Source organism: Acidovorax sp. AC410 (genome assembly GCF_979253235.1).
In genome coordinates this window covers 1,365,137-1,391,123 of record NZ_CEEDCG010000001.1, presented here as the reverse complement: position 1 = coordinate 1,391,123, position 25,987 = coordinate 1,365,137, and the positions used below count along the sequence as shown (strand labels likewise).

19 protein-coding genes and 1 pseudogene are annotated in these 25,987 nt (G+C 69.3%); 8 read left to right on the top strand and 12 right to left on the bottom strand.

Annotated features, from left to right (window positions below; genetic code table 11):
* Window positions 1-4: 4 nt before the first annotated feature.
* The 3 genes from AC0IZS_RS06440 to AC0IZS_RS06430 all read right to left on the bottom strand — a co-directional run bounded on the left by AC0IZS_RS06440 (window position 5) and on the right by AC0IZS_RS06430 (window position 4,567).
* Window positions 5-1,729 carry an ABC transporter ATP-binding protein/permease gene (locus AC0IZS_RS06440; RefSeq protein ID WP_471634866.1) on the bottom strand — a complete coding sequence of 575 codons (1,725 nt, stop codon included), beginning with the start codon at window positions 1,727-1,729 and terminating at the stop codon, window positions 5-7.
* Window positions 1,730-1,988: 259 nt separating this feature from the next.
* Window positions 1,989-2,828 carry a BUD32 family EKC/KEOPS complex subunit gene (locus AC0IZS_RS06435; protein ID WP_471634865.1) on the bottom strand — a complete coding sequence of 280 codons (840 nt, stop codon included), beginning with the start codon at window positions 2,826-2,828 and terminating at the stop codon, window positions 1,989-1,991.
* Complete coding sequence (locus AC0IZS_RS06430) at window positions 2,825-4,567, bottom strand: FMN-binding glutamate synthase family protein (RefSeq protein ID WP_471634864.1); 1,743 nt, start codon at window positions 4,565-4,567, stop codon at window positions 2,825-2,827. Before AC0IZS_RS06430 ends, AC0IZS_RS06435 begins: the two co-directional genes overlap by 4 nt.
* Before the next feature lie 169 nt (window positions 4,568-4,736).
* On the opposite strand from AC0IZS_RS06430, the gene AC0IZS_RS06425 reads away from it, so the two are divergent.
* Complete coding sequence (locus AC0IZS_RS06425; protein WP_007850405.1) at window positions 4,737-5,588, top strand: UPF0149 family protein; 852 nt, start codon at window positions 4,737-4,739, stop codon at window positions 5,586-5,588.
* Between the two features lie 138 nt (window positions 5,589-5,726).
* Window positions 5,727-7,226: a SulP family inorganic anion transporter gene (locus AC0IZS_RS06420; protein ID WP_145697045.1), complete on the top strand. Its 1,500-nt coding sequence runs from the start codon at window positions 5,727-5,729 to the stop codon at window positions 7,224-7,226.
* A gap of 21 nt (window positions 7,227-7,247) precedes the next feature.
* Here AC0IZS_RS06420 and AC0IZS_RS06415 read toward each other — a convergent pair whose 3' ends face one another.
* The 5 genes and pseudogenes from AC0IZS_RS06415 to AC0IZS_RS06395 form a co-directional block, all read right to left on the bottom strand.
* A complete protein-coding gene (locus AC0IZS_RS06415; protein ID WP_145697046.1) occupies window positions 7,248-9,125 on the bottom strand; it encodes a cyclic nucleotide-binding and patatin-like phospholipase domain-containing protein in 1,878 nt (625 codons plus the stop codon).
* Window positions 9,126-9,368: 243 nt separating this feature from the next.
* Window positions 9,369-9,860: a nuclear transport factor 2 family protein gene (locus AC0IZS_RS06410; RefSeq protein WP_145697047.1), complete on the bottom strand. Its 492-nt coding sequence runs from the start codon at window positions 9,858-9,860 to the stop codon at window positions 9,369-9,371.
* 105 nt (window positions 9,861-9,965) lie between these two features.
* A pseudogene (locus tag AC0IZS_RS06405) lies at window positions 9,966-10,458 on the bottom strand (CinA family protein).
* Window positions 10,455-10,991, bottom strand: coding sequence for a phosphatidylglycerophosphatase A family protein (locus tag AC0IZS_RS06400; protein ID WP_471634863.1), 537 nt, complete (start codon window positions 10,989-10,991; stop codon window positions 10,455-10,457). Before AC0IZS_RS06400 ends, AC0IZS_RS06405 begins: the two are co-directional and overlap by 4 nt.
* 8 nt (window positions 10,992-10,999) lie before the next feature.
* Entirely contained in the window at window positions 11,000-12,622 is a 1,623-nt protein-coding gene (locus tag AC0IZS_RS06395; RefSeq protein WP_471634862.1) for a DUF4139 domain-containing protein, read from the bottom strand.
* A 204-nt stretch (window positions 12,623-12,826) separates the two neighbouring features.
* Between AC0IZS_RS06395 and AC0IZS_RS06390 the strand changes: the two genes are divergently transcribed.
* Entirely contained in the window at window positions 12,827-14,233 is a 1,407-nt protein-coding gene (locus tag AC0IZS_RS06390; RefSeq protein ID WP_471634861.1) for an esterase-like activity of phytase family protein, read from the top strand.
* A gap of 183 nt (window positions 14,234-14,416) precedes the next feature.
* On the opposite strand, the gene AC0IZS_RS06385 is transcribed toward AC0IZS_RS06390, so the two are convergent.
* A complete protein-coding gene (locus AC0IZS_RS06385) occupies window positions 14,417-16,378 on the bottom strand; it encodes a right-handed parallel beta-helix repeat-containing protein (protein WP_471634860.1) in 1,962 nt (653 codons plus the stop codon).
* Between the two features lie 19 nt (window positions 16,379-16,397).
* Window positions 16,398-17,282, bottom strand: a complete 885-nt coding sequence (locus tag AC0IZS_RS06380; RefSeq protein WP_471634859.1) for a LysR family transcriptional regulator — start codon at window positions 17,280-17,282, stop codon at window positions 16,398-16,400.
* 112 nt (window positions 17,283-17,394) lie between these two features.
* On the opposite strand from AC0IZS_RS06380, the gene AC0IZS_RS06375 reads away from it, so the two are divergent.
* Window positions 17,395-18,399, top strand: coding sequence for an NAD-dependent epimerase/dehydratase family protein (locus AC0IZS_RS06375; RefSeq protein WP_471634858.1), 1,005 nt, complete (start codon window positions 17,395-17,397; stop codon window positions 18,397-18,399).
* 20 nt (window positions 18,400-18,419) lie between these two features.
* The gene (locus AC0IZS_RS06370) at window positions 18,420-19,598 is read left to right on the top strand and encodes an Acg family FMN-binding oxidoreductase (RefSeq protein WP_471634857.1); all 1,179 of its coding nucleotides are present in this window, start codon (window positions 18,420-18,422) and stop codon (window positions 19,596-19,598) included.
* Window positions 19,599-19,611: 13 nt separating this feature from the next.
* Here AC0IZS_RS06370 and AC0IZS_RS06365 read toward each other — a convergent pair whose 3' ends face one another.
* Window positions 19,612-21,396, bottom strand: coding sequence for a pectate lyase (locus AC0IZS_RS06365; RefSeq protein WP_471634856.1), 1,785 nt, complete (start codon window positions 21,394-21,396; stop codon window positions 19,612-19,614).
* Window positions 21,397-21,804: 408 nt separating this feature from the next.
* On the opposite strand from AC0IZS_RS06365, the gene AC0IZS_RS06360 reads away from it, so the two are divergent.
* Window positions 21,805-22,749 carry a TRAP transporter substrate-binding protein gene (locus AC0IZS_RS06360; RefSeq protein ID WP_471639473.1) on the top strand — a complete coding sequence of 315 codons (945 nt, stop codon included), beginning with the start codon at window positions 21,805-21,807 and terminating at the stop codon, window positions 22,747-22,749.
* 33 nt (window positions 22,750-22,782) lie between these two features.
* On the opposite strand, the gene AC0IZS_RS06355 is transcribed toward AC0IZS_RS06360, so the two are convergent.
* A complete protein-coding gene (locus AC0IZS_RS06355; protein WP_436180024.1) occupies window positions 22,783-23,700 on the bottom strand; it encodes a LysR substrate-binding domain-containing protein in 918 nt (305 codons plus the stop codon).
* A 70-nt stretch (window positions 23,701-23,770) separates the two neighbouring features.
* On the opposite strand from AC0IZS_RS06355, the gene AC0IZS_RS06350 reads away from it, so the two are divergent.
* Together AC0IZS_RS06350 and AC0IZS_RS06345 are read left to right on the top strand one after the other, a co-directional pair.
* The gene (locus AC0IZS_RS06350; RefSeq protein ID WP_471634855.1) at window positions 23,771-24,964 is read left to right on the top strand and encodes a pyridoxal-phosphate dependent enzyme; all 1,194 of its coding nucleotides are present in this window, start codon (window positions 23,771-23,773) and stop codon (window positions 24,962-24,964) included.
* A 41-nt stretch (window positions 24,965-25,005) separates the two neighbouring features.
* Window positions 25,006-25,974 carry a Bug family tripartite tricarboxylate transporter substrate binding protein gene (locus tag AC0IZS_RS06345; RefSeq protein WP_471634854.1) on the top strand — a complete coding sequence of 323 codons (969 nt, stop codon included), beginning with the start codon at window positions 25,006-25,008 and terminating at the stop codon, window positions 25,972-25,974.
* The last annotated feature ends 13 nt before the right edge of the window (window positions 25,975-25,987 follow it).

The following is a 25,987-nucleotide window of genomic DNA, read 5'->3' as shown; positions in this document are numbered from 1 at the left end:
CCCGTCAGCGGTCGAAGCTGAAATCGCCCGCCGCGTACACCTGCCACGCACCCTCGCCCTTGAGTTCGAGCACATGCGTATGGTGCTTGAGCACGGCCGGGCGGTGGGCAATGCTGATCAGCGTGGTGCCATTGGCGCGCAGGCGCTCGTAAAGCGCTGCCTCGTTGGCGCTGTCGAGGGCGCTGGTGGCTTCGTCCAGGATCACGATGCGTGGCGCACGCGCCAGCACCCGGGCAAACGCCAGGCGCTGCTGCTCGCCGATGGACAGCTGCTTTTCCCAGTCGTGCGAGGCGTCGAGCCCGCCCACGCGTTCGGCCAGGGATTCCAACTGCACTTCCTGCAGCAGCTCCAGCAAACGTTCGTCCGCCAGATCGGTCTCGTTCATGGGGTAGATGATCTGGCTGCGCAGCGTGCCCATCTGCATGTACGGGCGCTGGGGCAGAAAGAACACATCCTCCATGGGTGGGTGCTGCACGGCGCCGCTGCCGGTACGCCACAGGCCCGCAATGGCGCGCAGCAGCGAGCTTTTGCCGCAGCCGCTGGGACCCGTGATCAGCAGCGCATCCCCGGCCTGCAACTGCAGCGACAGGTCCTGCACCAGCAGGCGGCCGAATTGCGGGGTGTAGAGGGTGAGCCCCTCGATGGCCATGGCCTCGCCGATGCGCGAGGAGATCTGCGGCGCGGGCTCTGCAGGGGGCTCCTGCGGACTGTCGGTGCGCGGTGCGGCGGCAGGTTCGGCCCAGGGGGTGGGTGCGGCAGGGGTCTTGAGGACCATTTGCGACAGCGCGTGCAAGCGGTCAATGCCGGCCACGAAGCGGCTCAGGCTCTCGAAGTTGTCCACGATGAGCGACACCGCACCCAGCACCGCCGCAAACGCGCCGGCGGCCTGGATGGCGCGCCCCACTTCCAGCTCGCCCGAGAGCACGGCGTTGGCCAGGATGATGCTCGGCAGCACCAGCGTGAGCTGGCTGAACGAGCGCTGAAAGAGGTTCAGCCCGCGCTGCTTCTTGATGAGCCGCGCGTAGTTGGTGAACGCCGCCTCGAAACGGTGGTTGATCTGCGCGCGCTCCTGCGGCTCGCCGCGGTAGAAGGCGATGGACTCGGCGTTTTCGCGCAGCCGCATCAGCCCGAAGCGGAAGTCCGCCTCGCGCCGAATCTGCCAGAAATTGAGCCGGATCAGCGGCGCGCCAAACAAGTACAGCGCCCCGAACGTCCCCAGCAACGCATACACCGCCAGAAAACCCACCAGCACCTTGGAAATGGACCACAGCACCGCGCTGAAGGCCACGAGTTGCATGAGCGATCCCAGGAAGATCAGCAGGAAGTGCGTGGACCGGCCGGTGAAGGTGTTGATGTCCTCGCTGATGCGCTGGTCGGGGTTGTCGATGTCGCTGCCGGTACCGAGCTCGTAGTACTTGCGCTCACCCAGGTAGCCATCCAGAAAGCGGTGCGTGAGCCAGCGCCGCCAGTGGTTGGAGAACGCATCGCGCATGTAGTAGTAGAAGGCATACACCGGCACCGCGAAGGCCAGCACGATGAGGCTGGCGCGCACCGCGTCCCAGAAGCGCTCGGCCTGCTTGGCGGCCAGGGCCGAGGTCATCTCGCCAGTCTTGTCGATCAGCATCACGGCCAGCTGCGTTTCGCAGACCATCAGGCCGATCAGCAGCGCGAGCAGGCCCCAGGCGGTTCTTTTCTTGTCCCCCGTCCAGTAGGGACGGGCCACGCTCATGAACTGTTTCCATGCCGAGAGCGAGAGGGTGGGAGGGCGGCGGCGACGGGGCTTCTTCGCGGCCGGTGGCGGCATGGCGGGAGCAGGTGGTGCTGAAAGGGTGGCGGCAGGAGTGGGCATAGGAGAGGCAAAAGGAGGCAAACGGGAGCACCGCCAGCACGATAGGCGGGCGGCCGGTCTGTCTCTGTCAGCCAATACCTACAGCCCGCTAAGGACGGGCACGCATCACATGCTGCTCACGTGGCCAGCGTGCGCGGTGTCAGGGCCTGAGCAGATCGTACGCGGCGCGTACGCGCTGCATGTCGCGGCCGAGCTTGCGGTTCTGCGGCAGGTGGCGCATCCAGGCCATGCGCCGAATGCTGGTGGCCATCACGGCCTGCAGCTCGGGGCTGCCGGCGGACACCCAGGCGGTCCACATCGTGCGGGCATCGTCGAGCGCGCCGACCAGGCGCAGGTAGATGGCGGTGGAATGGGCATAGCACAGCGCATCGCGCGCATGGCACACCGGCAGCGGCAGCACGGCAGCCGGGTCGTCCTCGAAGTCAATGTAGCCCACCACGCGGTCGGGGCAGCGCACCAGGTTGCGCGCAAAGGCCTGGCTCAGGCAGGTGCCGCTGGCATGCACCTGCGCCATGGCGGCCAGGCCCTGCTGCCACAGCGCCAGCACGGCGGCGGGCCCGGCGGACACGGCATGGTCGATCTCGTTGCCCAGCGAGGGCGTGTGCTGCGCGGGGCGGCCCAGGTGGCGCATCAGGAAACCGTCTTCCTGCGCGGCGAGCACGGTGGGCACGCGCAGGCCGCGTGCCTGCAGGTCGCGCAGGCGCCGCACTTCGATGGCTATGGCCTCCCGGCCACCCGGGTTGGGCACCGGGCGCAGCACCTCCAGGCGCAGCACCGAGGCCAGCGCGGCCATGGCGCGGTAGCGGCCGGGGCCGTGGGGCGCACCCGCTTTCTTGAGCCATACCTGCTCATCACCAAGGCGGTAGCTGGCCACGTTGAACTGCTGCTGCGCGAGCTGCTGGCGCAGGTAGGCCGCGTAGTCGATGGTGCCGTCGCTGTCCAGGGTGCTATCAGGGACCTTGCCTGCATCCATCGTCATACGGCGGCGTTGGCGGGCAGATCGCTGGTGGCGGCAACCACGACGGCGTGGGCCATTTCCACATGGTGGGGCACCGACGGCTCCAGCGCCGGCTCGCTGGCCGCAAAGCTGTGCGCGCTGGCCAGCGGCCAGTACAGGCGGAACACGTTGTGCTGGGCGTCGAGCGGGCCCAGCAGTGCGCCGGGCTGCATGCGCGTGATCAGGTTGGACAAAAGACGCACCTCGGTATCGCTGATGCGGCGCACGATGTGGTGGGCCGTGATGTCCTTGGGGTGCTGCAGGCCCGCGGCCTGCACCAGCTCCTGCAGCGCATGCAGGGTGCTGCGGTGGAACTGCGCCACGCGCGAGGCCTTGTCGGGCACCACCAGGGCCTGCTGGCGCTGCGCGTCCTGCGTGGTCACGCCCGTGGGGCAGTGGCCGGTGTGGCAGCTTTGCGCCTGGATGCAGCCCAGCGCCATCATGAAGCCGCGCCCGGCATTGCACCAGTCGGCACCCAGCGCCATCATGCGCGCGATGTCGAAGGCGGTGATCACCTTGCCCGCGCAGCCGATGCGCACGCGCTCGCGCAGGTTCACGCCCACCAGGGTGTTGTGCACCAGCAGCAGGCCTTCCTGCAGCGGCGCACCCACGTGGTCGCTGAACTCCACGGGGGCTGCGCCCGTGCCGCCCTCGGCCCCGTCCACCACGATGAAGTCGGGCGTGATGCCCGTGACCAGCATGGCCTTGACGATGGCAAACCACTCCCAGGGATGGCCCAGGCAGAACTTGAAACCCGTGGGCTTGCCGCCCGAGAGCTCGCGCAGGCGGGCAATGAACTGCATCATCTCCACCGGGTTGGAAAACGCACTGTGGCGCGAGGGCGAGATGCAGTCCTTGCCCACGGGTACCCCGCGCGCGGCCGCAATCTCGATGGTGACCTTGGCCCCCGGCAGCACGCCGCCGTGGCCGGGCTTGGCGCCCTGGCTGAGCTTGAGCTCGATCATCTTCACCTGCGGGTCCTGCGCATTGGTGGCAAAGCGCTCGGGGCTGAAGCTGCCATCGTCGTTGCGGCAGCCGAAGTAGCCCGAACCGATCTCCCAGATCAGGTCGCCGCCGTGCACGCGGTGGTGCTGCGAGATCGAGCCCTCACCCGTGTCGTGGGCGAAGCCGCCGAGCTGCGCCCCCTTGTTGAGCGCCAGCACCGCGTTGGCCGACAGCGCGCCAAAGCTCATGGCCGAGATGTTGAACACGCTGGCATGGTAGGGCTGGGTGCAGGGCGACACGGAGGGGGACGGCGCGCCGGGGCTGCCGCCGATCCAGGCCCGAAAATCATGCGACGTGAGGTGCGTGGGCGCCATCGAATGGTTGACCCACTCGTAGCCCTGAGCCCCCACGTCCAGGTGCGTGCCGAAGGGCCGGTTGTCGGGCTCGCCCTTGGCGCGCTGGTAGACCAGCGAGCGCTGGGCGCGCGAGAAGGGCGCCGCCTCGCTGTCGCTCTCGATGAAGTACTGGCGCACCTCGGGGCGCACGTACTCGAGCATGAAGCGGATATGCCCGATGACCGGGTAGTTGCGCAGGATGGCGTGGCGCGTCTGGCGCACGTCGTAGACGCCCACGGCCACCAGGCCCCCGAAAACCAGCACCAGCGGCAGGCCCACACCGAACACCACCAGGGCGAACAGCGCCAGCAGCAGGCCCAGCACGCACAGTGCAAAGGCCGTGTAGCGCACCGGGTACAGGGAATTGAGTTGGTGGAGCATCGCTTGTCCTGGTTCTTTGGGGGGCGCGGCGGGAGGGCTACACTGGCCGCCTTTGCGCGGGTGGCGTTGCCGCCCCCCGCACTGTGCCCCGGTGCTGCGCTCGGGCGCAGTCCTTGCGCATCATAAAAGTAAAACTTTGCTTCCAGCAGCCCGACCACGGAGCCCCGCCATGACCGACCCCATCGAAACGCCCGAAACCGATCCCGAAACCCCCGCCCTGGCTGCTGCCCTGGGGCCCGACGAGCTCGAAGAGATCGACAACCTCCTCGACGACCTGCGCTCGCGCGGCGACGAGATTCCCCAGTGGGAGTTCTGCGACGGCTTCCTGACCGCCGTCATCTGCAACCGCCGCCCCATCGCGCCGGCCGAGTACCTGCCCATGCTGCTGGGCGATGGCGCCGAGCTCGAAGTGGCCGAGGGCGAGCCCCTGCCCCTGCTGCCGGCCTTTGCCGATGCGGCCCAGCAGGCGCGCTTCCTGGAGTTGTGGACACGCCGCTGGGACGAGGTGGTGCGCCAGCTCGATGCCAAGGTCGACCGCCTGGACGACGACCAGACCTTCCAGCCCGAGGCCATGGACATGCGTGGCGCGGTGGCCAGCCTGACTGAGGAGCAGCGTGCCGAGATGGATTCCGAGGAGCAGGACATCCCCTCCTTCGGCCAGGTCTGGGCCCTGGGTTTCATGTTCGCGGTGGAGAACTGGCCCGAGGATTGGGCGGCCCCGCGCGACAAGGAAGCCGCCCAGTGGATCAACGACGCGCTGGACAGCATCGTCGCCCTGACCGAGGACGACACCGGCAAGCCCGAAGTCTGCATGTTCGACGAGAACGGCCCGCCCAGCACCAGCCAGGCGCGGGTGGAGGCCTTCGGCGAGGCCATCTGGGCCGTGTACGACCTGCGCCAGGTCTGGAAGAGCCTGGGCCCGCGCGTGGAAACCCTGCGCAAGGCGCCCGAGCCCGGCCGCAACGACCCCTGCCACTGCGGCAGCGGCAAGAAGTACAAGAAGTGCCACGGCGCCAGCTGATCGGCAGTTGAGCCCTTTCCCGGTGGCGCACACGGTTGCGGTGCGCCAATTCCACGGGCGCAGCGCCCGTGGGTGTGTTTCCTGCTTTCTCTCCTCCATCCCCGTTGACCCGGCGCGCCTGCGGCGTGCGGCTGTCCCATGAACGCCTCCACCCTGTCCCGCCTGCGCGCCGAATGGGCGCCGGTCAGCATTCCGCGCGAACTGCTGGCCGGTGCCGTCGCCACCTTTGCGCTGATCCCCGAGGTCATCGCCTTTTCCTTCGTCGCCGGGGTGGACCCTTCGGTGGGGCTCTTCGCCTCCTTCGTCATCAGCCTGGTGATCGCCTTCGTGGGCGGGCGCCCGGCCATGGTCTCGGCGGCGGCGGGCTCCGTGGCCCTGGTGGCGGCGCCGCTGGTCCAGTCGCATGGGCTGCAGTACCTGCTGGCTGCCGGCATCCTGGCAGGCCTGGTGCAACTGGCTTTCGGGCTGTTGCGCATGGGGGTGCTGGTGCGTTTCGTCTCCAGTTCGGTGCGCACCGGGTTCGTCAACGCGCTGGCCATCCTGATCTTCTCGGCGCAGTTGCCGCACCTTGCCGGCGCGGGCGCGGCCACCTGGGCCATGCTGGCCCTGGGGCTGGCCGTCATCTACGGGCTGCCCGCCCTGGGCCAGCGCCTGGGCTGGCGCGCGCTCACGGCGATTCCCTCGCCGCTGATCGGCGTGGTGCTGCTCACGCTGCTGGCCTCGGGCATGGGACTTTCGTTGCCCACGGTGGCAGACCTGGGACGCCTGCCCGATGCACTGCCCCTGCTCGGCCTGCCCGAGGTGCCCGTAGCCCTGGAGACGCTGCGCATCATCGCGCTGCCTGCGCTGGCGATCGCCATGGTGGGGCTGCTCGAATCGGTGCTGACCGCCGCCGTGGTGGATGAGATGACCGACACCCCGAGCTCGAAGAACCGCGAGTGCGCGGGCCTGGGGGTGGCCAACATCGCAGCCAGCCTGTTCGGCGGCATTGCCGGCTGCGGCATGATTGGCCAGGCTGTGGGCAACGTGAGGTACGGCGGTCGCGGTCGCCTTTCCACCCTGTTCGCGGGCGTGTTCCTGCTCATCCTGATGGTGGTGCTCAAGCCCTGGGTGTCGCAGGTTCCGGTGATCGCCCTGGTGGCCATCATGGTCATGGTGTCGGCATCCACCTTCGACTGGAAGTCGCTCGGCACCCTGGTGCGCCACCCGCGCCTGTCCAGCGCCGTGGTCCTGGCGACCGTGGTGGTGACCCTCTCCACGCACAACCTGGCGGCCGGCGTGGCCGCGGGGGTGCTGCTCAGCGGCGTGTTCTTTGCCTTCAAGGTCGCGCGCATGCTCACGGTGCGCTGCGTGGACGATGAGGCCAGCGGCCTGCGCACCTGGCAAGTCACGGGCCAGGTGTTCTTCGCCTCGGCCGATGCCTTCATCGATGCCTTCGACATCCTGGGCGCCGAAGGCCGGCGCGTGCGCATCGACGTCTCGGGCGCGCATTTCTGGGACGTCACTGCCGTGGCAGCGCTCGACAAGGTGGTGCAGCGCCTGCGGCACCACGGCTGCACGGTGGAGGTGCTTGGGCTCAACCAGGCCAGCGCGTTGCTGATCGACCGGCTGGGCAACCCGCCCACCGCCGAAAACTGAGCCGCTCAGCCGCTCAGCCGCTCAGGCCGTCGCGGGCTCGTGCATGCGCATGGGGGGCCGGTCGCCGGCCTCCCGCTGGCCCAGCACGTCCAGGCCATGTGCATAGCCCTGCTGCACGATCTGCTCGAAGCGGTTCCACTGCAGCATGCCCACGCGGTCCATGGGCGGGTTGAAGTACAGGTCCGTGAGCTGCTGCGACTGGCGCTGGCGCGACATGCTGTACAGGATGGTCACGTTCATCAGGTAGCTGGCCAGGGAGGGCAGCTTGTAGCGCCGCTGGGCGCGCGGGCGCAGTTTGTCGCGCAGCAGCGCCCAGCTACTGGGCACGTCGTCCAGGTCGATGTGCCGGGGCTTGCGGAAGTTCAGGTCCACGCCGATCACGGTGCCCACGCCGCGCATGCCACGCATCACGTCCACGGGGAAGTTGTTGAACGTGCCGCCATCGCACAGCAGGTCGCCCTCGTGCACCACGGGCGGCAGCGCACCCGGGATGGAGATGCTGGCCAGCAGCGACTTGACCAGGCTGCCGTGGCGCACCACCTGCTCGCAGGCGCGTGAGTAGTTGGTGGCCACGCAGTAGTAGTTCTTCCACAGGTCCTCGACCTGGGCCGGAAACCCCACCAGCCGGCCCACGGCCTCATTGAGGATCTGGCGCAGGCGCCGGCCCTTGATCAGCGAGAGCATGGGCAGCAGGTTGAAGTCGCCCGTGGGGTTGGTGCGAAAGGCCTCGCGCGCGTTGGCCATCACCACGTCCAGCGGCTGGTCCGAAGCCACATAGGCGGCCATCACCGAGCCGATGCTGGTGCCGCCCACGCAGTCGATCTCCACGCCCTGCTCCAGCAGCGCTCGGTACACGCCCAGGTGCGCAAAGCCGCGCGCACCGCCGCCGGCCAGCACCAGGCCCACGGCCGTGCGGCTCTGGATGCGGGCCAGGCGGGCCATGTCGCGTTCCAGCGCCGGGCGCACGTGCACGTGGTCGGACACCGCGCGGCGTGCCAGCCACTGCTCGGTGCGTCGCGGGCAGCGGGTGTCGGCCGGGTGCAGCAGCACCAGGATCTCGGCCGCCTCGGTCAGTGGCGCGCGCTGGGCCAGGCACTGCGCTTCGATGGGGTGGATGGCAGGCTCGGCCGATGCGTCGGCGAGCAGCAGCAACTCGTCGCAGTGGCGGCTCACGCGGCGCGTCCAGGGAGTGGGCTCGGCATCGGCCAGCAGCAGCACGAACTCGTTGCGCGCCTCGATCTCGTCGAGCAGCATGGCAATGCGCCGGTTGGCCGAGGCATCGGCCCCTTCGCGCTGGGCGATGCCGGGGTCCTGCAGCTCGCGGTCCACCGTGGCGGAATCCACCACGCGCACCTTGCCCGGCGCGCCGAGCTGGCGCGCGAGCTTCACCGCAAAGCCCTGCAGGTCCACGCCCGCGCTGATGGGCAACAGGCCCATGGCCACGGGGCGCTCCATCACCGGATTGGCCGAGCGCGACTGCAGCCGTTCGATGATCTGGCGCGTGAGCGCGATCGACACCTGGGCACTGCCCGCCAGCAGGTTCTTGAACACCGGTTTGGTCAGCCGCACCAGCACCGAGTCGCGCACGGCGACCACGGTGGCTGCACGCGGCGCATCGGTGAACAGGCTGATCTCGCCGATGGCCTGGCCCCGGCCCATGTCGGCCACGCGGCGCTGGCGGCCATCGTCGCCGCGCACATAGGCGCGCAGGCGGCCGCTCACGGTGAGGTACATGGATTCGCCGGGGTCGCCCTGGTTCATCAGCGTGCCGCCGCCGGGGATCTCCACCCACTCCATGTGGGAGCGCAGCAGTTCCAGCGCCTCGGGCGCCATGCCCTGCAGGAAGCTGCGCAGGTGCTCCATCAGGAGCTGGTTCTGGGTGGCGGTGAAAGGCGACATGGCGGCAGCAGTGGGCGGATCGGGTTGCTCCATGCAGGCGCAGGCGCGGGACCGAAGGGGTTCCAGGTGGCCGCAGGCACCCGGCCGGGAGGGCCTGCCCGCAGCATGCGAAGCCGCGAATTCTAGGGACGCACCAGCGCAGCGCCCCACCCCGCTCGGGTAGCGGGCGCGGGTGGCGTGAACAAATGCACGCTCTGGGTTCCGAATCTGTTGGCGATCTCCTGCGCGATCGCCAAGAGGCTCTTACTTCTTTTCCTGCGCCAGGAATTTCGCCAGGTTGCCGGCCGCCGTGCTGCGCACCTTGCGCTTGAGCGAGGGCGACCAGCCCAGCAACAGGCCGGGCGTGCCCAGGGCCTGGCGCGACCAGCGCCAGAAATTGAAGCGGTCGCGGTGCGTGGCGATCAGGCCTTCGGGCGTGAAGGTGAACGTGCCGTCGATGATGTTGTGCACCTTGCGCCCCGTGGCGCTGAAGAGGTAGTGCGCCTCCCAGTGGGCGCGGCCCATCTTGTCGTCGGCCTCGATGCCGCTCGATTCGAGCTTCCAGTGCTCCCGGCCATTTTTGCTGGTGGCCGTGGCGAGCATGCGCCACATGCCGCCGATCTGCTCGCGCCCCTTGAGCGAGAACGCCTCATCGTCGAAGGTGGCGTCGGGCGCGTAACAGGCCTGCATGGTGGCATGGTCGAGCTGGCCAAAGGCGGTGTAGAAGCGCTGCAGGGTCTGGGCGTTGGGGTGCATGGATGGAGGCTCCGGTAGGTGCGGGGCGGGCATATGGGCCCGGGCGGAAGATGCTACACCGGGGCCGTGCCGGCCTGCTGGCGCCTGGGCGACCCGGTGTGCGCATCAACCCAGGTAGCCGTGCAGCCGCTGCAGCGCGTGCGCCACGGTGGCCTGGCGCACGGCGGCACGGTCGCCCGGGAAGCGCTGCAGCTCGGTGTGCACGGCGCCGTCCACGGCCCAGCCGAACCACACCGTGCCCACCGGCTTGGCCGGGCTGCCGCCTTCTGGGGCCGGCCACGCCGGTGACCGCCACGCCCACCTGCGCGCGCGAACGCGCCACCGCGCCCGCGGCCATGGCGCGGGCCACCGGCTCGCTCACCGCGCCGTGGGCTTCGATCAGTGCCGGCGGCACGCCCAGCAGCTCGGCCTTGGCCTCGTTGGAATAGCTCACGAAGCCGCGTTCGAACCACTGGCTCGACCCCGACAGGTCGGTGCAGGCCGCTGCGATCATGCCGCCCGTGCAGCTCTCGGCCGTGGCCAGCATCTGCCCGCGCGCGAGCAGCCTGGCCGCGATGTCGGCCAGCAGCCGGGTCTGGTTTGCCGCATCATCGCTCATGCCCAGAACCTCCACAGCGCAATCACCAGCAGCGTGCAGAAGGCCGCCACGAAGTCGTCCCACAGGATGCCCCAGCCACCGCGCCAGCCAAAGCCCTTGAACAGGCCATCGGCCCAGGCCACGGGGCCCGGCTTGGCGGCGTCGAAGAAGCGGAACAGCGCAAACGCCACCAGTTGCCCCCACCAGCCCATGGGCATGGCCAGCCACAGCACCAGCCAGAAGGCCACCACCTCGTCCCAGACGATGCTGCCGGGATCGGCCACGCCCAGGTTGCGCGCGGCCACCGTGCAAGCCCACCAGCCCACGACCGTGCTGGCGGCGATCAGGAGGCCCATGTGCAGGGGGCTGAGCCATTGCTGCAGCGCCAGAAAAGCCAGCCAGGCCCAGAGCGTGCCCACGGTGCCGGGGGCAATGCGCGACAGCCCCGCGCCAAAGCCCAGCGCAATGCAGTGCGCCGGGTGCGAGAGCATGAATCCGGCAGTGGCGCGGCGCGGCGCAGCGGGCGGCGGTGAAGAAGGGGATAGGGAGTCCATGGCGGGGCTCATTGCCGCTCCTGCAACTGGATGTCCTTGGCGTAGCGGATCGTGTGTTCGGCGCTGAACTGCGCCGTGGCGCCCGCTGCCAGGGGCTGCTGCCAGGCCACCGTGCCCGGCGTGCGGTTGAAGGCCATCTCGGCGGGCTGCGGCTGGTAGCGCGACTCGACCTCGATCTTCTCGTTGCGCGAGACCGGCGCGGCGTGCAGCACCTGCAGCGTGATGCCGGTCCGGTGGCGGTTTTCCACGCTGTAGGCGCGGCGCGTGCGGCGCTCGGTGCGCGCGCCGGTGAAGCCTGTGGCGCTGGTCAGGTCCTGCGGTGCCTCGGCGCGCACGGTGACCAGGTCGTCCTTGCCGAACGACAGGCTGGTGCTGCCCGCGGGCGCGGTGCCGGGCGCGCCGAAATCCAGCCGTCCGGTGCCCACGAAGGCGCCATCGCGGTACAGCCCCACGGCGCCTGCAGGCCATACGCCGGGCGGGGTGGCGACCTCGGCCACCAGGTAGGCGACATCCTCCACCGCCGGGGCGGTGCGCGTGAGCAGCGTGGCCGCCGCGCTGTGGCTGCCCAGCGCCAGCGTCATGCGCTGGCCGCTCGAGGGCACGGTGATGCGCTGCGGCACGGCGAACTCGGTGGCAAAGCCCTTGTCGGTGGTGCTCACCTCGAAGCTGGGCATGGCCTCTTCGGCCATGCCCAGGGCCCGGGCCACGGGGGCCGGTGGCGCGGCAGCCATCATCGCGGGAGCGGGCGTTGGCATGGGCTGCGGTGGCGGCGCCACATCCAGCGTCCACGGGCGCGGCAGGCGGCCCTGGGTGGCACGCCCGGGCTGGCCGGTGGAGAGGACGAGTTGCACGTTGCTCCAGTCCTCGCCACTGTTCTGTGCCACCAGGGCCTGGCGTTCGAGCAGCACGATGGCCTTGGCCGGGTCCAGTGCGGCGCGATAGGTCGGCTGCCAGCCCGGGCCGCGCACCTGGTAGGACAGGCGCAGCTCGCCTTCGCGCTCGGCCGCGAGGTTGATGCTGACCGACACCACGCGCGCGCGCTGGCTGGCCACGCGGTTGCGCTCGGCCACCAGGGGCTTCAAGGCCAGCTCCAGCGCTTCCTGCTTGCGCCGCAACTGGTGGGTGCGGGCCAGCGCGTCCTGGCCCGATTTGCGCAGCACCTCGGCCATGGCGGTGACCTGTGCCGGCGTGGGGCCCTGCCCCCGGCCACCGGGCGCATCGTCGCCCCCGGTGCGACCACCGGCCACGCCCTTGAGGTAGCTGTCCACCAGGTCCAGCGCACCGGTTTCGGCCTTCACGCCGGCGATCTGGTCTTCCAGCTCGCGGATGCGGCCGTCCAGCGGGCTGGCACAGGCGGGGGCCACGTCGCGGTCTTCGGTGAGCACGTTGAATTCGCCCACGCGCACGCTGGCATCGGCGTTGATCTGCAGGCTCTGCGCGTCCAGCGAGGCGGGCAGGCAGGTGAAGCTGAAGCTGCGCGCACCCGCGGCCACCTTGGCCACGCGCTCCACGGTGGCGGTGCCGGAGTAGACGGTCACGCGCGCGATGCGGGAGCTGGTGTCCTGCGCGAGCGCACTGCCGCCTGTGCCCAGCAGCAGGCTGGCACAGAGGATGGCGGTAAGGCGGGTCATTCTGGTGGAAGGGTTCAAGAGATCCTCCTGTATGGGGGCGCCGATGGCCAGGGCGCGGATTCCCGTGTTTGTATCCCAAATGCTGCCAGCCATCGGCAGGCGTGGGGCAAGCGGGGCCGCTGCCGCACCGACCTTGGTGGATTCATGGGATTGTCACGCAGCCTTCATATGCTGGAAAAGCCTTCCATTCTCACTCCAACAACCATGAAGCATTTTGTTCCCCGTGCCCTGTCCGTCGTTGCCCTGGGTCTGGGCATGGTCGCCTGTGGCGGCTCCGATGACGGGTTCCAGTTTCCAGGTGCCAGCGGCACCAGCCTGCCTTACGAGGTGATCGGCAAAGTGGCCAACGCCGAAAAGACCGAGCTGCGCAACGGCAGCTACGGCTCGTCCATGGCGCCGCACCCCACTCTCGAAGGCTATTTCTACGGCCTGAGCGACCGCGGCCCGAACGCCGCTACCGAACCGAGCCGCACGCCCTCGGGCATCATCTTCATCACGCCCGACTACACGCCGCGTATCGGCCTGTTCAAGCTCACATCCGAAGGCAAGGCCGAGCTGGTGAACACCATCCTGCTCAAGGACCCCAAGGGCCGCCCGATCACCGGCCTGCCCAACAGCAAGTTCGGCGGCACCGGCGAAACGCCCTACAACCTGGACGGCAGCGTGGTGTCGCTGGACCCGGACGGCGATGGAGTCAAGGGCTTCGATGAAAGCGGGCTCGATTCCGAAGGCTTGGTGGCGCTCAAGGACGGCACGTTCTGGATCAGTGACGAGTACGGCCCGCACATCGTGCACTTCGACGCCACGGGCAAGGAGATCGAGCGCATCAACCCCTTTGCGGCCGACCCGCGCAACAAGGCCGGCCGCACCTTGCCGGCCGAGCTGTCCACGCGCTGGCCCAACCGCGGCATGGAAGGCCTGACCATCACCCCTGACGGCAAGACGCTGGTGGGCATGATGCAGTCCAACCTGTACAACCCGAGCAGTGCGGTCGGCAGCATCAACCTGGTGCGCATCGTCACGGTGAACATCGAGACCGGCGCCACGGCCCAGTACCTGTACCGCCAGGACGCAGCGGGCCTGGCCAACTCCGAGATCGCGGCCCTCTCCGCCACCAGCTTCCTCGTGGTCGAGCGCGACACCAAGTTCTACGGCATCGACACGGGCGTGGTGCGCAAGAACATCTACAAGATCGACCTCGGCCAGGCGACCAACGTGGACCGCTCCAACGCCGCCCTGCGCAGCGCCAACGCCTCGCTCACGGTGAATGCCGCCAACGGCCTGCTGGTGGACGGCAAGACCCTGGAGCTGGTGGTCAAGGACGGCGGCACCGCCGACAACTACGCGCCGGGCTGGGCGCAACTGGCCGCGCTGGGCATCCGACCCGTCGCCAAGACCCTGGCCTACGATGCCATCGCCTCGCAGAAGTACCCGCACGACAAGCTCGAAGGCATGTGGGTCATCGACGCGAACCGCCTGGCCATCCTCAACGATGCCGACTTCGTGATCGCGCCGGACAACCTGGGCGGCATCAAGCAGAAGTACCTGTACGACGGCAAGGCCGACAGCAACATGCTGTACGTGGTCAAGCCCATCGCACCGCTGTATTGAAGCACCCCCTGAGTCGCTTCGCGCCTTCACCCCTCTCTCGACTCGCTGCGCGAGTCGGGAGGGGGACGCCCCCAGCGCGGCGGGGCGGCCCTTGCGCGGGGGCACTGGCTTCTGCCGCGCTAGTTTCGCGGGCAGCTAGCGGTGCACGCGCAGGAAAACTGAAGTGTCCGGCCTTAGGGCACATCATCTGGGTCCATAAACGGGCAGGGCCTGGCCCTGCTCGTAGGCACCCACGTCGGGCGCGCGGCCCTGGAACCCCTGGCTGATGTTGGGAATGGCCTGGCCTGCATCGACCGCAGCCGAGCCGGCCTGCAGGCGCAGGTCGGGCACGGTGTAGAGCGTCATCGGGCTGCCGGGGAATACGGGCAGCGAGGCGAAGGAATCCATGCCCACCTGCACGGCCGACCGCTCCGTGGTGCGCGCGCGCAGCTCGGCCAGGCTGGCAAAGCTGCTGGCGCCCCAGCGGCCGGTGAAGCTGCCCGCGGTGGAGCCGTAGGCGTCGTGGTCCAGGTCGGCGCTGGCCAGGTCCAGATCGGCAATCGACAGCACCCGCCCGGTGCCGCTGGAGTAGCCGCCATAGGTGCCGCCCGGCCCGCCGATGAACAGGTTGTTGCGCGCATACAGCCGCCCCACCGTGGCACCGGCATAGATGCCCAGCGCATCGCCGTTCTTCACCACCGTGTTGTGCAGCAGCACGTCGCCATAACTGCTGCGGTACAGCTTGAAGGCCACGTGCACGGCGTTGTAGACCACATTGCGCACGAAGTAGGTGGGCCCGCCCAGGCCCGGCTGCGATGACAGCGCAATGAACACGTTGGTCAGCCGGTTGCGCAGGATGCGGCAGTTGTGCATGCAGAAATCGGCCTCCACGCCGTCGTCCGCCGCTTCGGAAAGGTCGTTGTTCAGGATGTCGATGCTGTACTGGTCCACCGCCTCGTCGTCTTCGAGCAGCGAGATGTTGTCCCGAAAGCGTGCCACGCGGTTGTTCATGACCACGTGGCCCGGCCCGGTGATGAGGATGCCCTCGCCCGCGTTGCCGCCCGACACGCCGAGCGCCGCCTCGGACCAGACCACAGTGCCGGTGACCGTGTTGTCGGCGATGTAGGCGTTCTCGGCCCGCGTGAAGGTGATGATGCCGTGCCCGCCCAGCGCGGCCGTGGCGTTGACGGTGCTGCGCGTCATACTGAAGTCGTTCGTGCCATTAAAGCGCACGCGGCCGTTCAGGGTCAGCTCGGTGAGCATCACATGGCGCTGGTTGAAGACGCTGATCTCGCCCTCGACCACCGCGCCCGGCGTGCCCCGGATGACCAGCGGCCGGCCCGGCGCGCCGCTGCGCGCCACGCTGAAGCCGCTGTAGCGCCCGGCCCCCAGTTCCACGATGTCGCCGGCATTCGCAGCCGCCAGTACGCCGGCCAGGGTCGTCGGCGTGGCGGGCTTGACCACCGCGCCGGGTGCCGGCGCGGGCACGCTGCGGGTGGTGGCCGTGGTGGTGCGCACGGTGCCGCCGCCATCGGGGTCGGTGAGGGTGAGTTCGATCTCGTAGGTGGTGCCCGGCGCCACGTCGAAGATGCTGCCCGAATGGCGCAGTGGCCAGGTGCGGCCCTGGCCCGAGGTCTCGTTGTGGATGCGGCGCAGCGGCATGCCCGTGAGCCAGGCGCTGCTGCCCTGCGCGCGGTAGCGCACGCCGACCACGGCATTGCGGTTGGCATCGCCCGTGAAGGCCCATTCCACCGAGATGTTTTCGAGCGTGGGAAAGGGCGTGCTGATGGCGCCCGGCACGCTCGCGTCCGCCGCGCTCGGGGGTGGTAGCAGCCCGCCCACGCCCAGCAGTTCCAGCCCTGGCCGGGTCAGGCTGACCCGGGGGTAGGTGGCGCTGCCGATCACCACCTGGGGCAGGCGCAGCACGCTACCCGTGGTCAGGTACTGCAGCTCAGTGCCGACGGCCGGGTCGTCCACGCGCAGTTGGCCCGGGTCGAGCAGGCGCACCACCACGTCGCGGTAGCGGTCGCCCGCGTCGAGCTGCAGTGTAGGCAGGCGCAGCGTGGCGGTCGCGGGCTCGAAGATCGCCGTGTCGGCGGCCAGGGCGACCCCTTGCATGCAGACCAGGAGGGTCGCCACAAGCCGTGACAGAGAGGTGAATGGCATGGTCATGGTGGGAAGTTTTTTACAGAGCGCCGGGCACGGCCTGGGCCAGAAAATCGTACACCGCGCGGATGCGCTGGCTGGTGCGTATCTCGCGGTGCACCGTGAGCCAGATGGGCAACTCGGGCAGCTTGAGCATGGGCAGCAGCGCCACCAGGTTCGGGTCCGTGCGGGCCATGTGGTCGGCCACGAAGCCGATGCCCAGGCCGCTGCGCACCACCTGCCAGTAGGCCATGAGGTCATCGGTGCGCAGCGCGAAGTGCTGGCGCTCCACCGGGTAGCCCATGGCGGCAAAGCCGCGCGCGATGTCGCCATAGCGGTCGTTGCCCACCAGGTCGTGCTGCAGCAGGTCGGGCGGCTGGCGCGGCGTACCCCGGCGGCGCAGATAGTCGCGGTGGGCGTAGGTGCCCAGCGTGACCTTGCCGATGCGCTTGGCCACCAGGCTGGCCTGCGTGGGCTGCACCATGCGCAGGGCGATGTCGGCCTCGCGGCGCAGCAGGTTCGTCACCTCGTTGCTGGACACCAGCTCCACCTGCACCAGCGGCAACTCCTGGCGCATGCGCGCCAGCAGCGGCGGCAGCAGCACGCAGGCCACCGGCTGGCTGGCGGTGATGCGCACGGTACCGCTCACCCCGGCCTCGCCGCCCGAGACGCTGCGCGCCAACTCGTCGGCGCCGGTCTCCATCGCGCGGGCCGATTCCGCCAGCCGCAGCGCGGTGTCGGTGGGCAGCAGGCCCCGGCCCGTGCGCTCGAACAGCACCACGCCGAGCTGCGACTCCAGCTCGGCGATGTGGCGGCCGATGGTGGGCTGGCTTGCGTTCAGCGCCCGCGCGGCGCCCAGCAGGCTGCCCTGGTCCAGCGCAGCCAGGAAGGATTGGATGAGGCCCCAGTCAAAGCGTTGTTTCATGGCCGGTACAGGTATTCATTTTTGCATTGCTGCTATCGACAGTTAGCCAATTGTGTAACTACAGCTGCGTTTCCACAATCGCTCCATTCCTTCTTTTTTCAGGAGCCCTGCCATGCCGACCGCTGCACCCACCGTTCTCATCCTCGGCGCCCGAGGGCGCCTGGGCCTTGCCGCCGCCCGCGCATTCGCCCAGGCTGGCTGGCAGGTGCATGCCCAGGTGCGGCCGGGCGCCAGCGGCCCCGCCGTACCCGGCGTGCAATGGATCGCCGTCGCGCCGCAGGACACGCCGTCCCTTGCGGCCGCCGCGCAGGGCGCACAGGTGGTGGTGCATGCCATGAACCCGGCCTACACGCACAAGGCCTGGCGCAAGGAGGCGCCGATGCTGATGGACGCAGCCATCGAAGTCACCCGCACCCTGGGCGCCACGCTCATGCTGCCCGGCAGTGTCTACAACTACGGCCGTGCCATGCCGCCGGTGCTGCGCGAAGACACGCCGCAGACCGCGCTGGATTTCAAGGGGCTGATGCGCATCCACCTGGAGCAGCGCCTGCAGGCCGCCACGCGCGACGGCGCCCTGCGTGCCGTGGTGCTGCGTGCCGGCGACTTCTTTGGCAGCGGCGCCGGCAGCTGGCTGGACCTGGCCATCGCCAAGGACCTGGCCCAAGGCCGCGTCACCTGGCCAGGCCCGCTGGACATCAGCCGGCCCTGGGCCTACCTGCCGGACCTGGCCCGAACCCTGGTGAAGGTGGCCGAGGCGCGCCACCGCCTGTCCGCCTTCGACACCCTGCACTTTGCCGGCCAGCAGGTCACGGCCCAGCAGTGGGTGCATGTGCTCTGTGCCGTGGCGGTCGAGCAGGGCTGGGCGAGCGATGCGCGGGTGGTGCGCGTGGGCCAGTTGCCCTGGCCGCTGCTGCGCATGGCCGGCCTCGTGCTGCCCACCTATGCGGCCCTGGCCGATGTGCGCTACCTCTGGAGCACCCCGCACCGGCTGGACAACACGCGCCTCGTCGCGCTCATCGGCGCTGAACCGCACACCCCGTTCGAGCAGGCGGTGCGCCGCGCGCTCCATGACCTGGGGCTGCTCGCCCCGGCCCATTCCCAAGCCGCCCTGGCATGAACCGCAAGGAGATTTTCACCATGCAACGCCGTACCTTCATCCGCCTGGCCGGCGGTGGCACCATCGCCGCCGCTGCCATCGCCCCCCTGGCTGCCTGCAGCTCGGGTCCGCACTACCCTGCCCAGGCCGTGGAGGCGTGGCAGGGCCCGGTGGGCGAAACCGACCTGCGCCGCCGCGCCGTGGCCTATGCCATCACCGCGCCCAACCCGCACAACCTGCAGCCCTGGGTGGTGGACCTGCGCGAAGAGGGCGTGATCACCCTGCGCACCGACCGCGAGCGCGTGCTGCCCGAGACCGACCCGCTGGGCCGCCAGATCCTGATCGGCCACGGCGCCTTCCTGGAGCTGCTGGTGCTGGCACTGGCCCAGCAGGGCATGGCCAGCGAGGTCACGCTGTGGCCCCAGGGGCCGCTGCCGGCGCAACTGCGCGACTGGGATGATCGCCCCGTGGCCCGCGTGGTACTGCGGCCCGGCGGCGAACCCGATGCCTTGTTCACCCAGGTGCTGCGCCGCCGCACGCCCAAGGTGGATTTCGACCTGGCCCGGCCCGTGGCACCCGATCTGCTCAGGGCCTTGCTGGCCAGTGCGTCCCGGCCGGGCAGCCCGCAGGCGGGTGGAACGGTGGAGCCCGCCCGCCTGGATGCCTTGCGCGCGCTGTGCTGGCAGTCGGCCCAGGTCGAGCTGCGCACGCCGCGCACCATGATGGAAAGCATCCGCCTCACCCGCGTCGGCCCGTCCGAGATCCTGGAGCACCGCGACGGCATCTCGCTGAACACACCGTTCATACGCGCCGCAGCGGCGCTCGGCTTCTTTGACCGCTCTGCCCCGCCCGAGGAGGGCAGCGCGGGCTACAAGGGCGCGATGGACCGCTTCGAGGGCCATAGCCGTACGGCGATGGGCTTCGTGTGGCTGACGGGGGGCAACACCCGCGCCGACCAGATCGCGGCCGGCCGCGCCTACGTGCGCCTGCAGCTCAAGGCCACCGAACTGGGCGTGGGCATGCACCCCATGAGCCAGGCCCTGCAGGAGTTTGCCGAGATGGCGCCGCACTACGAGCGTGCGCACCAGCTGGTGTTGGGGCGGGGCGCGCCCAAGGGCGCCGGCGAGCCCACGGTGCAGATGCTGTGCCGGCTGGGCTATCCGCAGGGCGAGGTACCTGCCACGCCACGCCGGCCGCTGGCGCGCCTGCTGCAGACTTGAACCGTTCCGGGGCTCAGGCCTGCGGGGCCACGTAGGCGATCAACCGGCCCATGCGGCGTATCCATTCCGAGGTCACGATGAACTGCGGTTTCTCGCGCTTCACGTAGGGCTCGATCTCGGGCGGGGTGTCGGCCGGGTAGGGAGAGGTGTCGTACACGTCGCCCACATGCCTGCTGCGGTAGGCCGTGCCGGTGTAGGGCGTGGTGGGGCCATCGCCGCGGTAGGTGTTGACGATCTCGGGCACGGCCGAGGTCCAGTAGTTCTTCGTCCCCAGCTCGGCCAGCAGCGTCTGCGCCTCGCTGTCGGGCACCACCGGGGTGGGCATGGTGGCGCCGGTGAACAGGTCCGGGAAGTCCACCTCGCGGATCGAGAAGTAGCGCGGCAAGGCGCGCGTGGCGCCCGTGGACTTGAGCGGCGAGCGCGCCACCATGTCGGCAATCGCCGTGTCGCCCATGCGGCTGAGCGACTGGTAGGTCGACTCGAGCCCGGCGATGTCGATGGGGCGGCCGGCCGAGTAGTGGCTGATGGTGTTGGTGTAGTCCTTGTCCGCGTAGTAGGCGCCGTTGTGGATGTTGGAGCCGTAGCGGTGCATGTACAGGCCGTCATTGGTGCCCAGCTCCACGAAGGTGGGATGGGTGCGCCCGCCGCCGAGCAGCGGATTGACCGTGGCCGCATCCGCCGGCAGCGGGCAGGACTTGAGCCAGGCAATCGCCTCCGGGATGCGGGCCAGGTACTTCTTGTCGCCGGTGAGCTGGAAGTAGTTGAACAGCTGGCGGATGTTGGTCTGCGTGGTGTGCGTGGCCAGCGAGCGTGGCTCGTAGCTGCGCGCGCCAGCGGGCGCACCGGCCGGCCGCCCGCCTGTGGGGCGCGAGAGGTGCTGCAGGCTCCAGCCGGCCTGGGGGCCGGGCTGCTGCATGAGGCGCATGCACTCCATGGCGCGCTGGATGTTGCCGATCAGGCGCGTCTCGCCCAGCGCCGTCACGCACAGCGTGAGGAACTTGATGTTCTCGCCCATCACGTCGTCGTTGAAGGTCACGTGCAGCGTGTAGTCGCCATCGGCCATGCCGACGCGGGCGCCCGGCGGCACCTGCTGCGGGTTGGGCAGCGGCATGCTGCTGATGGCGCCCGGGAAGTGCGGAAAGCGCTGTGGCCAGCCCCCGTCGGCAATGCCGTATTCGGGGCCGAACTGCGACTGCACCACGAAGTCGATGGCGCGCTGCAGCGGGCCGGAGAAGCGCGCATCGCGCTTTTCCACGAACATGCGCAGCAGCAATTGCGAGGCCACGGCCGTGCCGGCATCGTCGAAGGTGGCGTTGCCGTAATAGTGCTGGAACTCCTCGAGCCGCCAGCCGTTCTTGCCGATGGTGTCGTACCAGCGCTTGAGCGAATCCTCGCCCGCGAAGTCGTGGATGTAGTTCCACCCGCCCGAGCGGTGCTGCGCCGCCACGATGGCCAGTGCGGTGCGCTCGGCCGCCTGGTAGTAACGCTCATCGCCCGTGGCGTGGTAGGCGTCCAGGTACACGTGGCCGACGGAGGGCGTGCCGGGCGGCTGGATCCAGCACATGGTGCGGTAGGCCTCCATTTCGCCAAAGGTCTGCTTGAGGTCGGGCGAGTACGACCACACGTAGCCGCCCTGGTAGGACACCACCTCGTCCATGTACTGGGCTGCGCGCTTGAGGCCGGCGGCGGCTTCGGCTTGGGGGCCGGTCAGGGGTGGGGGCCCGGAGTCGCTGCCGCCGCAGGCGGACAGCAGCAGCGGGGTCAAGGTGGTGGCAATGGCAAAGTCTCTGCGCTTCATCGGTGTGTCTCCTCGAAGGTTGGGAACAGGGCTGGCGAGCACCTGGCGTGCTGCCGTCGCAGGCTGGCCCGTGGGGCTCTTGTCCTGCCGTTGCGGGGCATCCATGACAGATGACGTCGTACAACTTGGGCGTGATTCTCTGCAACGCGACCCGCTGGCGTGCTGGCGTTTACCCGAATCTCTTGTGTGCAGATGTTGCAGCAAAATGGTTTTGGCGGTGCCCGGATGGGACGGGCGGATGTCTTTCTGGGCACCATTGAAAGCGAACTAGTTATATGACGTCATATGAATTGACGCAAAAAGGCTGGCATTGAGACCTTGGGTTCGAGCGGCCCTGCACTACAACAAAGGAGGAGACCTGTGAACCGATGGACCCGATCCCGCATGGCATGGCTGGGCGCCCTGTGCATGGCCCTGCTGTGCGCCGAGGCCAGCCACGCGCAGGCACCCATGCGGCTGCGCGCATGGAACATCCACCCCGATGGCTACCCGGTGACCGAGGCCATGAAGGGCTTTGCCGCCCAGGTGGCGCGGGCCACGCAGGGCCGCTACCAGATCGATGTGTTCTCGAACGCCACGCTGGGAGACCAGCCCAAGGCGGTGCAGATGCTCAAGAGTGGCGAGCTCGACATTGCCGAGTTCAGCTCCGCGCCGCTGTCCGACGCGGTGCCCGGCATCAAGGTGCTGAACCTGCCGTTCCTGTTCACCGATTCGGCCCACATGTTCCGCCACCTCGATGGCGCACTGGGGCAGCGCTTTGCCGCCAACCTGCAGTCCGCTGGCTTCGTGGTGCTGGGCTGGTACGACGGGGGCGGGCGCTCCTTCTACTGTGCCAACCGCGCACTGGCCAGCATCCGCGATCTGGCGGGGGCGTCGATCCGCGTGCAGCAGTCCGAGGTGTTCATGGAGATGATCCGGCTGCTCGATGCCAAACCCGTGGCCCTGCCTTTCAAGGAAGTGCTGGGCGGCTTCCAGCAGGGCGCCATCGATTGCGCGGAGAACAACATGCCCTCCTACGAGTCCACCGGGCATTTCAAGGTGGCCAAGAGCGTGTACATGACCAACCATGTGATCTCTCCCGAGGCACTGGTGGTGTCCAGCACACTGTGGGCCAGGCTCTCGCCCGAGGACCGCAAGGCCTTCTCGGACGCGGGCGCCCAGTCGGCCCTGCTGATGCGCGAGCTGTGGAACAAGCGCGTGGCCCAGGCGCTGGAGAGCACGGCCAAACAGGGGGCGCAGTTCGTGCGGGTCAAGGACGTCTCCCCCTTCGTGCGGCGCATGGCGCCGCTGTACAGCAAGTACATGGCCGACCCGACCACGCGTGAAGAGCTGCTGACCATCATCTCCAAGTGATGGGCGCTGGCGCTGCGGGGCCCGGTGGCCGGGTCAGTGCATGAGGCGCCGCCGGCACAGGGCCACGAACTCCTGCACTGCACGCGACTGGGCCTGGCGCGGCTTGAAGGCCAGCAAGGCCCGGAAGAAGAGGCCGTCGGCGGCCAGGGGCACGCTGCGCAGGCCCAGGGGCGCATGCTCGGCGGCCACCAGCGGGTTGGTCACGGCCAGCCCTGCACCCGCCAGCACCAGCGCGCACTGCGTCGCGCTGTAGGGGGTCTCGATCACGAAGCGCGGGGCGATCCCTGCGGCGGCAAACAGCCTTTCCAGCCGCTGCTGGGCCGGGTCGGTGGCCGACAGGCCGATCAGCGGCGCGTCGCGCAGGTCCGCCAGCTCCAGGGTTGCCTTGCGCGCCAACGGGTGGGCGGCGGGCACGGCGCACACGGCAGGCAGTTCGTAGAACGTCGAGGACACCAGGCCGCTGGTGTCCGCCTCGTCACCGAGGAAGGCCAGGTCCACCGCGCCCTGGAACAGCGCCTCGCGCAGCGCCTTGGAGCTGTCGACCATCAGCAGGCAGCGGGTGCGCGGGTAGTGGCGCTGGAATCCGGCCAGCACCCCGGGCATGATGCTCGCGGCCAGGGCATGCAGGCTGCCAATGCGCAGCACCTGGTCTTCCAGCGACTGCAGCGCCACGATCTTGCGCTGCACCGCCTCCAGCCCTTCGTACACGCGCTCGACCTCTTGCATCAGCGCATGGGCCTCGGGCGTGGGCACCAGGCGCCCCTTGGGCCGGTCGAACAGTGTGAGTTGCGAGCGCAGTTCCAGCTGCTGCAGCAGCTGTGTCACGGCAGGCTGGCTCACGTGCAATGCTGCCGCCGCGCGGTTGGCCGAGCCCAGCTGCATGACCATGCGAAACACCTCGATCTGGCGCGTGCTGACCCCTTTGGCATCGTGCGCGGGAAGGCTCTTCATATAAGTTTGGCTTAATGTAAACGGCTGCGGCATGGTACCGCGATGCCGAGCGCCTGGCTACGATGCAGGCATGAATTCCGAGACATCTTTCGGTGTGCAGCCGCACCGCTCCTGCGCGAACGAAACCCTTGCCCTGCGCGCCAATCTGCGGCTCCAGGGCCTGCGCTGCATTCACTGCGCGGCCCGTTACCCGGTACAGGACATGCCTGCGGGCTGTCCCACCTGTGCAGAACAAGGCACGCCCGCCAGCGTCGAGGCGGTCTACAGCGATCTGCCGCGTACGCTGGCAGCAAGCAGCTCGGGTTATAGCTGGGGCGAGTGGCTCCCCTACACCCACGGGGTGTCGCTGGGCGAGGGGAAAACGCCCTGCCTGGCCCTGCCGCGGCTGGCCCGGTCCCTGGGCATCCGCGAACTGACGGCCAAGCACGAGGGCATGAACCCCACGGGTTCGCACAAGGACCGCATGTCGGCGCAGGCCGTGACCCGCGCGCTGGCGGTGGGTGCCTCCAAGGTGGTGCTGGCATCGAGCGGCAATGCGGCCGTGTCCGCTGCCGCTTACTGTGCGGCGGCGGGTCTGCCGTGCGAAATCGCCACCTACCGGGACATGCCGGAGTCCTTTGGCCGAGCGCTGGACCGCCTGGGTGCCCGCCGGGTTGCGTTCGACCAGGGACTGGACCGCTGGACCCATGTGCGCCGGCAGGTACTGGACGAGGGGGCCTTTGCGCTCACCAACTTCAGCGTGCCGGCCGTGGGCAGCACGGCCTTCGGCGTGGAAGGCTACCGCGCGGTGGCGCTCGAATGCGTGGCCGAGGGCTGCGTGCCCGACCATGTGCTCGTACCCACGGCGCGTGGCGACCTGCTCTGGGGCCTGTACAGCGGCCTGCGCGACCTGCTGGCCGCAGGGCTGATGACGCACATGCCGCGCCTGTGGGCAGTGGAGCCCTTTGCCCGGCTCAGCCAGGTGCTGGCCGGCGCACCGGCCCAGGCCGATTTCAGCGGCAGCACCGCGCAGTTCTCCATTGCCGGCAGCACCGTCACCCTGCAGCAGCAGATCGCAGTGCAGCGCTCGGGCGGCGGTGCCGTCGTGGTGGGCGATGCGGATGCAGCGCGGGGCGTGGCCGCACTCGGTGCCCAGGGCCTCTGGGTGGAGCTGTGTGCGGGCGCCTGCGTGGGCGCGGCGGCACAGCTGCGCCAGCAAGGCCGCATTGCGCCTGAGGACCGCGTGCTGCTGTTGCTCACCGCCAAGGGCGACCGAGACGCCTGATCGCTTTCCCCGCATCTCTTCGCCTGACCAAGGACCCTCCCATGACCTTCCTGTTCCGCCGCAGCTTCGTGCTGGCCTGTGCCTGCCTTTGGGGTACCAGCGCCTTCGCCGCCTACCCCGACAAACCCGTGCGCCTCATCGTGCCCTGGGCGCCGGGCGGCAGCACCGATGCGATCGCCCGCGCCATCGCGCAGCGCATGGGGGAGTCGCTGGGGCAGAGCGTCATTGTGGACAACCGCTCGGGCGCGTCCGGCCGCATCGGCACCGAGGCCGCCGCCAAGGCGGCAGCCGATGGCTACACCATCGCCATCGTGGAGTTGCCCCATGCCATTGCGCCGGCTGTCACGGCCAAACTGCCGTATGACCTGCTCAAGGACTTCACGCCGATCTCGATGGTCGGCACCTCGCCGCTGCTGCTGTTCGTCAACGGCAGCAGGTACAAGGCTGGCGACATCAAGGGATTCCTGAAGGACGGGCGCGCCAGCGCCACACCGGTCACCCTGGCCCACAGCGGCAATGGCTCCATCAGCCACCTCTCGTCCGAACTGCTGGCCGGGGCCAGCGGGCTCAAGGTCAATGCCATCCCGTACCGGGGCTCGGCCCCGGCGCTCACCGATGTGGCGGCCGGCCAAGTGGAGGGCCACTTTGCCACCCTGGCCAGCGGCAGCGCCTTGCTCAACGCCGGCAAGATCTCTGTGCTCATGACCACCGGGCCTGCACGCCTGGCCTCCATGCCCCTGGTGCCCACGGCGCGCGAGGCGGGCCTGGCCGGCATGCAGTTCAACCAGTGGTGGGCCCTGGTGGCGCCGGCCACCACACCCATCGAAGTGATCGAGCGGCTGCGCAAGGAAGCCATTGCCGCGCTGGAGCACCCCGCCACGCGCGAGCGCCTGACCACGCTGGGCATCGAGCTCAAGGGTTCCACGCGCGACGAACTGCGCGGCTTCCTGCGCGACGAGGTGGGCCACTGGGGCGCCGTGGTGCGCAAGATCGGCCTGCAGCCGGAGTGAACCGCAGCTACTG

What these genes read in the sequence shown, in the direction of transcription:
- AC0IZS_RS06440 (WP_471634866.1), bottom strand. Translation starts at nt 1,729, where the DNA reads ATGAGCGTGGCCCGTCCCTACTGGACGGGGGACAAGAAAAGAACCGCC.
- AC0IZS_RS06435 (WP_471634865.1), bottom strand. Translation starts at nt 2,828, where the DNA reads ATGACGATGGATGCAGGCAAGGTCCCTGATAGCACCCTGGACAGCGAC.
- AC0IZS_RS06430 (WP_471634864.1), bottom strand. Translation starts at nt 4,567, where the DNA reads ATGCTCCACCAACTCAATTCCCTGTACCCGGTGCGCTACACGGCCTTT.
- AC0IZS_RS06425 (WP_007850405.1), top strand. Translation starts at nt 4,737, where the DNA reads ATGACCGACCCCATCGAAACGCCCGAAACCGATCCCGAAACCCCCGCC.
- AC0IZS_RS06420 (WP_145697045.1), top strand. Translation starts at nt 5,727, where the DNA reads ATGAACGCCTCCACCCTGTCCCGCCTGCGCGCCGAATGGGCGCCGGTC.
- AC0IZS_RS06415 (WP_145697046.1), bottom strand. Translation starts at nt 9,125, where the DNA reads ATGTCGCCTTTCACCGCCACCCAGAACCAGCTCCTGATGGAGCACCTG.
- AC0IZS_RS06410 (WP_145697047.1), bottom strand. Translation starts at nt 9,860, where the DNA reads ATGCACCCCAACGCCCAGACCCTGCAGCGCTTCTACACCGCCTTTGGC.
- AC0IZS_RS06400 (WP_471634863.1), bottom strand. Translation starts at nt 10,991, where the DNA reads ATGGACTCCCTATCCCCTTCTTCACCGCCGCCCGCTGCGCCGCGCCGC.
- AC0IZS_RS06395 (WP_471634862.1), bottom strand. Translation starts at nt 12,622, where the DNA reads ATGACCCGCCTTACCGCCATCCTCTGTGCCAGCCTGCTGCTGGGCACA.
- AC0IZS_RS06390 (WP_471634861.1), top strand. Translation starts at nt 12,827, where the DNA reads ATGAAGCATTTTGTTCCCCGTGCCCTGTCCGTCGTTGCCCTGGGTCTG.
- AC0IZS_RS06385 (WP_471634860.1), bottom strand. Translation starts at nt 16,378, where the DNA reads ATGCCATTCACCTCTCTGTCACGGCTTGTGGCGACCCTCCTGGTCTGC.
- AC0IZS_RS06380 (WP_471634859.1), bottom strand. Translation starts at nt 17,282, where the DNA reads ATGAAACAACGCTTTGACTGGGGCCTCATCCAATCCTTCCTGGCTGCG.
- AC0IZS_RS06375 (WP_471634858.1), top strand. Translation starts at nt 17,395, where the DNA reads ATGCCGACCGCTGCACCCACCGTTCTCATCCTCGGCGCCCGAGGGCGC.
- AC0IZS_RS06370 (WP_471634857.1), top strand. Translation starts at nt 18,420, where the DNA reads ATGCAACGCCGTACCTTCATCCGCCTGGCCGGCGGTGGCACCATCGCC.
- AC0IZS_RS06365 (WP_471634856.1), bottom strand. Translation starts at nt 21,396, where the DNA reads ATGAAGCGCAGAGACTTTGCCATTGCCACCACCTTGACCCCGCTGCTG.
- AC0IZS_RS06360 (WP_471639473.1), top strand. Translation starts at nt 21,805, where the DNA reads ATGGCCCTGCTGTGCGCCGAGGCCAGCCACGCGCAGGCACCCATGCGG.
- AC0IZS_RS06355 (WP_436180024.1), bottom strand. Translation starts at nt 23,700, where the DNA reads ATGAAGAGCCTTCCCGCGCACGATGCCAAAGGGGTCAGCACGCGCCAG.
- AC0IZS_RS06350 (WP_471634855.1), top strand. Translation starts at nt 23,771, where the DNA reads ATGAATTCCGAGACATCTTTCGGTGTGCAGCCGCACCGCTCCTGCGCG.
- AC0IZS_RS06345 (WP_471634854.1), top strand. Translation starts at nt 25,006, where the DNA reads ATGACCTTCCTGTTCCGCCGCAGCTTCGTGCTGGCCTGTGCCTGCCTT.